Here is a 6,743-nt window from a genome sequence, read left to right on the forward strand (position 1 = left end):
GGGGATAACGTGGTCTTGAACGGCGAATTGCATACGCCGATCGCCATGGAGCAGGAATTGCGCTTCGCCATCCGCGAAGGCGGCCGCACCGTGGGCGCAGGCGTTATCGATAAAATCATCGAATAAAAACGATAGGGAAAGAGGCGCGGCAGACGCGCGGATAAATCATGGCTGGAGAACATCCAAATAAAATTCGCATTCGGCTCAAGGCGTACGATTACCGGCTGCTCGATCAATCCACGCGGGAAATCGTCGATACGGCGCGCAGGACCGGAGCTAAAATTTTAGGACCGATTCCTTTGCCGACGAGAATCTCGAAATATACGGTTCTGCGTTCGCCTCACGTCGATAAGAAATCGCGCGAACAATTCGAAATCCGCGCCCATAAACGGTTGGTCGATATCCTCGATTGGAGTCCCAAAACGATGGATGCTTTGACGCAACTGGAATTGCCGGCGGGCGTGCACGTCGAGATCAAACTGTAGCCAGCGGCGGGACAAAGCGAGTAGCGAAAGCAAGTTGACGGCGGGTTAAGGCAAATGGTTAAAGCAATTATAGGACGCAAACTGCGCATGACGCGGATGTATACGGAGGATGGCCGCATGGTTCCCTTGACGGCCATCGAGGTGGGGCCATGCCCGATCGTGCAGGTCAAAACAGTGGAATCCGATCGCTACAACGCGATTCAAATCGGATTTCTTCCAGCCAAGGAAAAGAAGGTTACGAAAGCGGCGCTGGGCCATTTCAATAAGGCGAAAGTCGCTCCGCTTAAACACTTGCGCGAAATCCGGGTCGATTCGGTGGAAGGCCTTGAAGTAGGCGGGAATTTGGACGCCTCCCAATTCGCCGCAGGAGACCGCGTGGACGTTTCGGGAATCTCTAAAGGAAAAGGCTTCCAGGGCGGCGTACGCCGCCACCATTGGAAAGGCGGACGGATGACCCACGGATCGATGTTCCACCGCCGCATCGGTTCCGTCAGTCCGGGAACCGGCCTTGCCCGCGTCGATAGGGGACATAATCTTCCCGGCCACATGGGCCATGAAAAGATTACGATCCAAAATATCGAAGTGATGAAAGTCGATGCCGAGCATAATATTCTTTACATTCGCGGCGGCGTTCCCGGACCCGACGGCGGCATTGTCTTCGTGAAAACTACGACGAAAACCAAAAAACAAAAAATAAAGAAATAATCGAGCCATGGCGACTTTCGAAATCTATAACCTTGATAAAACCGTAAGCGAACGGATCGATCTGGACGAAACCGTCTTCGACGCTCCGATAAACGATTACTTCCTGCACCAGGTTTTGGTCAGCTACCAGGCCAACAAACGCCAGGGTACGCATAAAACCAAGACAAGGCATGAAGTGAGCGGCGGCGGAAAGAAGCCTTTCCGGCAAAAAGGAACAGGCCGCGCCCGCCAAGGAACCACCCGCGCCGCCCAGCATCGCGGCGGCGAACGGCAATTCGGACCTGTTCCTCGCTCCTATCGCCAAGCCATTCCCAAAAAAATGAAGCAGGAAGCCTTCCGTCAGTGTTTGTCCTTGAAGGCGCGTTCGGGAAAATGTTTTCTTCTCTCCGACTTTAATTTTCCCGAAATCAAAACCAAGATCGCCGCGAATCTCCTGAAAACGTTTGAAGCGAAAGGCCGTACGCTCTTCGTGGACGCCAAGCCCGACAATAAAACGCTTCTCGCCATTCGCAATCTTCCTTCCGCTGCTGTTCAATGCGTCAATTCGTGCTCTCCTTTGGATATCTTCGAATCGGATAATATCTTTCTCACCAAAGCGGCGGCGGAATTGTACCAACAACGCTACGGCAAACAGGGAGGACGGTGATGGCCATGACCAACGGGTACGATGTCATTCTCGAAGCGGTTTTTACGGAACGGACGACCAACCTCTCCGAAAAGGAAAATGTCTACACGTTCCGAGTCCGCAACGAATCCAATAAATTGGAGATTAAAAACGCCGTGGAGATGGCTTTCAATGTGAAAGTCGTCGATGTACGCACCGTGAATGTCCACTCCAAGAAAAAATACGACCGCTATCGCGGCATATTCGGAAAGACGCGCGGATTCAAGAAAGCGTTAGTGAAACTCGCCAAGGGCGAAAAGATCGAATTTGTTTAAGATGGGGTAAGCGGAGACTAGAACAGTGGCGATTAAGAAATATAACCCAACGACTCCTACCCGGCGTTTTCAGACCACGGCGGCTTTTGACGAGATCACGAAGACGACGCCGGAAAAAAGCCTTCTTGCTCCTCTGCGCAAAACGGGCGGACGGAATACGAAAGGCCATATTACAGTCCGTTATCGCGGCGGCGGACACAAGCGGCGCTACCGGATAATCGACTTCAAGCGCGATAAAGACGGGATTCCCGCCACCGTAGCGGCGATCGAATACGATCCCAACCGCACGGCGCGCATCGCGCTTCTACACTACGCCGACGGCGAAAAGCGCTACATCATCGCTCCCGACGGCCTGAAGGTGGGCGCTACGGTTCTATCGGGGTCGGACGCCCCTCATAAACTGGGCAATTGCCTTCCGCTTAAGAAAATCCTTGATGGTACGGTGGTTCACGCCATTGAATTGAAAATAGGCAAGGGCGCTTCCCTCGCCCGTTCGGCGGGCGTTTCCGCTCAGGTGATGGGCCGCGAAGGCGAATATGCGCGCATTAAACTGCCCTCCACCGAAGTGCGCATGGTTCATTTGAACTGCCGGGCGACGATCGGCCAAACCTCCAACCCCGATCATTCCAACATCCAGATCGGCAAAGCGGGCCGGGTGCGTTGGAAGGGCAGGTCGCCTCACGTGCGCGGAGTAGCCATGAATCCCGTCGACCATCCTCTGGGTGGCGGCGAAGGAAAATCTTCCGGCGGACGCCACCCCTGCACTCCGTGGGGGGTACCGACCAAAGGATATAAAACCCGGCGCAACAAGCGGACTTCCAATATGATCCTGGAAGGAAGACGGCGCGGCAAGAAAAAATAACCGCTGAGGATTGTTTTCGATAGAATTGAATCCGGGAAACTTTAGACACTGTTCGATTGAGGTAGGTAAAGAGCATGGGACGCTCGTTGAAAAAAGGACCATACGTGGATGATCGGCTGCTCAAACGCATCCAGGATTTGAACGACAAGAACGAGAAAAAAGTTCTGCGCACCTGGTCGAGAAGCTGCACCGTCATGCCTGAAATGATCGGGCATACCATCGCCGTTCACAACGGAAAGAAATTCGTCCCCGTCTTTTTGACGGAAAATATGGTTGGACACAAACTGGGTGAGTTCTCGCCCACCCGAACCTTCAAGTCGCACGGCGGCAAAACCGCCCGCGTGATGCGGCTGAAGTAAGAGAGGAACTATCATGGCTATGCACGCCACGTTGCGCTTTTGCCGGATGTCGGCGAGAAAAGCGAGAATCGTCGCCGATACCATTCGGGGAAAATCGTATGAAGAAGCCGTCAATATTCTGACCTTTCTTCCCAGAAGAAAAGCGGGGGAGATTTTGTTGAAACTGCTCAAATCCGCCGCCGCCAACGTCGAAGAGACGACCGACTACGATCCGGACGAATTGATCGTCAGCAAAGTTTTCGTGGACGGGGCGCGGATGCTGAAACGCTTCCGCCCCGCGCCGATGGGACGCGCCATGCGCGTACGCAAGCGCTTGAGTCACATCACCATCGAGTTGGGACCGGTGGAGCGATAAGCCGACCGAACAAGGTTACGAGGAGAAATCGTGGGACAGAAAGTTCATCCATACGGGTTCCGGGTAGGAATCTATAAAAACTGGAAATCGCGCTGGTATGCGGAGAAGGATTACGCCGAGCTGCTTCACGACGATTTGAAAATCCGGGCGGCCATCAAAAAGCGCCTTTTTCACGCCGGCATCAGCGAAGTGGAGATCGAACGATTCACGCAGCGGATGCGCATCAACATCCTGGCGGCCCGGCCCGGCATCATCATCGGCCGCAAAGGCGTGGAAGTCGAACGGTTGAAGAAACTTCTAAGCAATATCACCGAACGCCAAATCCATATCAATATCCGCGAAATCAAAAATCCGGAATTGGACGCTCAATTGCAAGCGGAAGCCATCGCGCTGCAACTGGAACGCCGCGTCTCCTTCCGCCGCGCCTTGAAACGCGCCATCCAAGGCTCCATGCAAGCAGGCGCCCTGGGCGTCAAAGTGATGGTCGCCGGACGTTTGGGCGGCGCGGAAATGTCCCGCACGGAATGGTACCGCGAAGGCCGCGTTCCTTTGCATACCTTGAGAGCCAATATCGATTACGGTTTCTCGGAAGCGCGCACCGCCTATGGGCGCATCGGCGTGAAATGCTGGATATTCAAAGGCGAAGCCAGCATTATGGGCGCCGGAGAAGAGACGCAGGAGGCGACGACCTGAGATGTTAATGCCAGCCAGAGAAAAATTCCGCAAGGTCCACCGCGGCAACCGCCGAGGCATCGCCTGCCGGGGAACCGCCGTCAGTTTCGGCGATTATGGCATGAAAGCCATGACCGGCGGCTGGGTAACCTCGCGCCAGATCGAAGCGGCTCGCGTCGCCATCAACCGCTATATCAAAAGACGCGGCAAAGTCTGGATTCGCCTCTTTCCTCATAAACCCGTCACCGCCAAACCGGCGGAAACCCGCATGGGCGGCGGCAAAGGCGCTCCGGAAATGCACATCGCCGTCGTAAAACCGGGCCATGTTATTTTCGAACTGGGCGGCGTCACCGAAGATGTGGCGCGCGAAGCCTTCCGTTTGGCGAGCCATAAACTCCCGCTGAAAATCCGCTTTTCTTCGCGGGACGAAACGATGTGAGGGACAAAAAATGAAGGCAGACGACTTCCGTTCGCTTTCGATGGAAGAACTGGACCAACGCGTGAACGATCTCAAAAAACAATTGTTCAATTCGCGCATGCAACTCTATTCCAATCAATTGTCGAACACCAATAAGATCAAAGAAATCAAGAAAGATATCGCTCGCGCCTTAACCGTGAGAGATGAAAACCTCGCGAAGGCGGAAAAGACATCATGACGGAAACGAATACGAACAAACGAAAAGTACGCGAAGGCCTCGTCATCAGCACGGCCATGGATAAAACCATCGTCGTCGAACTCGAACGCTTGGTGCGCCATCCCCAATATGGAAAAGTCGTGCGCCGCAAAAAGCGCGTCAAAGTCCATGACGAAAAAAATTCATGCATCGTCGGCGATCTCGTTCGCATCTCCGAAACGCGGCCTTTGAGCAAAACCAAGCGTTGGCGATATCTCGAAACTATACGGAAGGCCGTTGTAGTCTAAAACGGGCGGCGGGAGGCATAACATGATTCAGGAATACACCAATCTCGTCGTGGCGGACAATTCGGGCGCCCGTAAAATCCGTTGTTTCAAAGTGTTGGGCGGTTCTCGCCGCCGGTACGCCGGTATCGGCGACATCATCGTGGCCAGCGTCCGCGAAGCCATCCCCGAATCCAACGTGAAAAAAGGCGCCGTCGTCAAAGCGGTGATCGTCAGAACTACTAAGGAAATCAAGCGCCCCGACGGCTCCACCATCCGTTTCGATAACAACGCCGCCGTATTGGTCAATGAAGCGGGCGATCCCATCGGAACCCGCATCTTCGGACCCGTCGCCCGCGAATTGCGCGACCGCAAGTTCATGAAAATCATATCTCTCGCCCCGGAGGTTTTATGATGGAAAAGATTCGTTTCAAAAAGGGGGATGTGGTTCAAGTGATTACCGGCGACGATTTGGGTAAAACGGGTAAAATTCTGCGCATCAACCGCAAAAAAGGCCGCCTCGTCGTGCAAGGGGTGAATATGCAGAAAAAACACCAAAAAAAGGATCCCCAAAGCAACCGTCCCGGCGGGATTATCGAACGCGAAGGCTCGATCCACCCCTCCAACGTCCGTTTGGTGAAATGATAAGTAAAAAAAATGAACGAGAAAAAAAAGAAAACCAAATCCGAAGATAAAGTCGAAATGACCGTGGTGAAGGGATACCGCTCCCGTCTCGAGATCGACTATAAAGAGCGCATTGTCCCGGAAATGATTAAGGCTTTCGGATATAAAAATGTTATGGAAGTCCCTCGGTTGACGAAAGTCGTCCTCAACATGGGCATCGGCGAAGGCAGCCGCGACGCCAAAATTCTCGATGGCTTAAAAGAGAATTTAGCCACCATCGCTGGCCAGCAGCCTGTTGTTACGAAGGCAAAAAAATCGATCTCCAATTTCAAACTGCGCGAGGGGATGAGCGTTGGTTGCAGCGTTACGTTAAGAAAAACGCGCATGTACGACTTTCTCGACCGCTTTCTGAATATCAGCATCCCTCGCATCCGCGACTTCCGCGGCCTCTCTCCAAAATCCTTGGATGGACGCGGGAACTATGCGATGGGCATCCAAGAACAATTGATTTTTCCGGAAATTCACTACGATGCCATTCCCAAAGTTCAGGGAATGGATATCGTCATCGTCACCACGGCCAAAACGGATGAAGAGGCCTTGACCCTGTTGAAATTGTTCGGAATGCCGTTCCGTAATTAACAAAGGAGTTTGGCATGGCGAAGAAGAGCATGATTTACAAGGCTTCACAGCCGCAAAAATTTAAAGTAAGAGAATATACGCGCTGCAAACGTTGCGGACGGGCGCGAAGCGTCTATCGCCGCTTCAAACTCTGCCGCCTTTGTCTGCGTCAACTGGCCCTGGAAGGCTATATTCCTGGAATGACCAAATCGAGTTGGTAACTCGT

Annotated in this window: 16 protein-coding genes; all 16 read left to right on the forward strand. The window is 53.3% G+C overall.

From position 1 onward, the window contains the following. Positions 1 to 126: elongation factor Tu (gene tuf, locus AB1656_18480; GenBank protein ID MEW6237373.1), on the forward strand; the 126-nt coding region annotated here is incomplete at its 5' end. A 41-nt stretch (positions 127 to 167) separates the two neighbouring features. Beyond that, positions 168 to 485, forward strand: coding sequence for a 30S ribosomal protein S10 (gene rpsJ / locus AB1656_18485; protein MEW6237374.1), 318 nt, complete (start codon positions 168 to 170; stop codon positions 483 to 485). A 54-nt stretch (positions 486 to 539) separates the two neighbouring features. Continuing rightward, positions 540 to 1,190, forward strand: a complete 651-nt coding sequence (rplC, locus tag AB1656_18490; GenBank protein MEW6237375.1) for a 50S ribosomal protein L3 — start codon at positions 540 to 542, stop codon at positions 1,188 to 1,190. A gap of 7 nt (positions 1,191 to 1,197) precedes the next feature. Then, a complete protein-coding gene (rplD, locus tag AB1656_18495) occupies positions 1,198 to 1,836 on the forward strand; it encodes a 50S ribosomal protein L4 (GenBank protein MEW6237376.1) in 639 nt (212 codons plus the stop codon). Beyond that, positions 1,836 to 2,129, forward strand: coding sequence for a 50S ribosomal protein L23 (rplW, locus tag AB1656_18500; protein MEW6237377.1), 294 nt, complete (start codon positions 1,836 to 1,838; stop codon positions 2,127 to 2,129). Before rplD ends, rplW begins: the two co-directional genes overlap by 1 nt. 25 nt (positions 2,130 to 2,154) lie before the next feature. Further along, the gene (rplB, locus tag AB1656_18505; GenBank protein ID MEW6237378.1) at positions 2,155 to 2,991 is read left to right on the forward strand and encodes a 50S ribosomal protein L2; all 837 of its coding nucleotides are present in this window, start codon (positions 2,155 to 2,157) and stop codon (positions 2,989 to 2,991) included. Between the two features lie 74 nt (positions 2,992 to 3,065). Further along, entirely contained in the window at positions 3,066 to 3,350 is a 285-nt protein-coding gene (gene rpsS, locus AB1656_18510) for a 30S ribosomal protein S19 (protein ID MEW6237379.1), read from the forward strand. Positions 3,351 to 3,363: 13 nt separating this feature from the next. Further along, positions 3,364 to 3,705 (forward strand): 50S ribosomal protein L22, encoded by a 342-nt coding sequence (gene rplV / locus AB1656_18515; GenBank protein ID MEW6237380.1) that lies wholly within the window; start codon positions 3,364 to 3,366, stop codon positions 3,703 to 3,705. Between the two features lie 30 nt (positions 3,706 to 3,735). After that, on the forward strand, positions 3,736 to 4,398 hold the full coding sequence (gene rpsC, locus AB1656_18520) for a 30S ribosomal protein S3 (protein MEW6237381.1): 663 nt from the start codon (positions 3,736 to 3,738) through the stop codon (positions 4,396 to 4,398). Between the two features lies 1 nt (position 4,399). Further along, positions 4,400 to 4,816 carry a 50S ribosomal protein L16 gene (rplP, locus tag AB1656_18525; protein MEW6237382.1) on the forward strand — a complete coding sequence of 139 codons (417 nt, stop codon included), beginning with the start codon at positions 4,400 to 4,402 and terminating at the stop codon, positions 4,814 to 4,816. Positions 4,817 to 4,826: 10 nt separating this feature from the next. Continuing rightward, entirely contained in the window at positions 4,827 to 5,033 is a 207-nt protein-coding gene (gene rpmC, locus AB1656_18530; protein ID MEW6237383.1) for a 50S ribosomal protein L29, read from the forward strand. Continuing rightward, positions 5,030 to 5,299: a 30S ribosomal protein S17 gene (gene rpsQ / locus AB1656_18535; GenBank protein ID MEW6237384.1), complete on the forward strand. Its 270-nt coding sequence runs from the start codon at positions 5,030 to 5,032 to the stop codon at positions 5,297 to 5,299. Before rpmC ends, rpsQ begins: the two co-directional genes overlap by 4 nt. Positions 5,300 to 5,321: 22 nt before the next feature. Then, the gene (rplN, locus tag AB1656_18540) at positions 5,322 to 5,690 is read left to right on the forward strand and encodes a 50S ribosomal protein L14 (protein ID MEW6237385.1); all 369 of its coding nucleotides are present in this window, start codon (positions 5,322 to 5,324) and stop codon (positions 5,688 to 5,690) included. Then, on the forward strand, positions 5,687 to 5,920 hold the full coding sequence (gene rplX / locus AB1656_18545) for a 50S ribosomal protein L24 (GenBank protein ID MEW6237386.1): 234 nt from the start codon (positions 5,687 to 5,689) through the stop codon (positions 5,918 to 5,920). Before rplN ends, rplX begins: the two co-directional genes overlap by 4 nt. A 57-nt stretch (positions 5,921 to 5,977) precedes the next feature. Beyond that, the gene (rplE, locus tag AB1656_18550) at positions 5,978 to 6,538 is read left to right on the forward strand and encodes a 50S ribosomal protein L5 (protein ID MEW6237387.1); all 561 of its coding nucleotides are present in this window, start codon (positions 5,978 to 5,980) and stop codon (positions 6,536 to 6,538) included. Positions 6,539 to 6,552: 14 nt separating this feature from the next. After that, positions 6,553 to 6,738, forward strand: a complete 186-nt coding sequence (locus AB1656_18555) for a type Z 30S ribosomal protein S14 (GenBank protein ID MEW6237388.1) — start codon at positions 6,553 to 6,555, stop codon at positions 6,736 to 6,738. Positions 6,739 to 6,743 lie beyond the last annotated feature (5 nt).

The sequence above is a fragment of the Candidatus Omnitrophota bacterium genome, from assembly GCA_040755155.1.
Lineage (GTDB): Bacteria > Hinthialibacterota > Hinthialibacteria > Hinthialibacterales > Hinthialibacteraceae > JBFMBP01.

Coding starts and splice junctions, on each gene's coding strand:
- rpsJ (MEW6237374.1), top strand. CDS start 168: ATGGCTGGAGAACATCCAAATAAAATTCGCATTCGGCTCAAGGCGTAC.
- rplC (MEW6237375.1), top strand. CDS start 540: ATGGTTAAAGCAATTATAGGACGCAAACTGCGCATGACGCGGATGTAT.
- rplD (MEW6237376.1), top strand. CDS start 1,198: ATGGCGACTTTCGAAATCTATAACCTTGATAAAACCGTAAGCGAACGG.
- rplW (MEW6237377.1), top strand. CDS start 1,836: ATGGCCATGACCAACGGGTACGATGTCATTCTCGAAGCGGTTTTTACG.
- rpsS (MEW6237379.1), top strand. CDS start 3,066: ATGGGACGCTCGTTGAAAAAAGGACCATACGTGGATGATCGGCTGCTC.
- rplV (MEW6237380.1), top strand. CDS start 3,364: ATGGCTATGCACGCCACGTTGCGCTTTTGCCGGATGTCGGCGAGAAAA.
- rplP (MEW6237382.1), top strand. CDS start 4,400: ATGTTAATGCCAGCCAGAGAAAAATTCCGCAAGGTCCACCGCGGCAAC.
- rpmC (MEW6237383.1), top strand. CDS start 4,827: ATGAAGGCAGACGACTTCCGTTCGCTTTCGATGGAAGAACTGGACCAA.
- rpsQ (MEW6237384.1), top strand. CDS start 5,030: ATGACGGAAACGAATACGAACAAACGAAAAGTACGCGAAGGCCTCGTC.
- rplN (MEW6237385.1), top strand. CDS start 5,322: ATGATTCAGGAATACACCAATCTCGTCGTGGCGGACAATTCGGGCGCC.
- rplX (MEW6237386.1), top strand. CDS start 5,687: ATGATGGAAAAGATTCGTTTCAAAAAGGGGGATGTGGTTCAAGTGATT.
- rplE (MEW6237387.1), top strand. CDS start 5,978: ATGACCGTGGTGAAGGGATACCGCTCCCGTCTCGAGATCGACTATAAA.
- AB1656_18555 (MEW6237388.1), top strand. CDS start 6,553: ATGGCGAAGAAGAGCATGATTTACAAGGCTTCACAGCCGCAAAAATTT.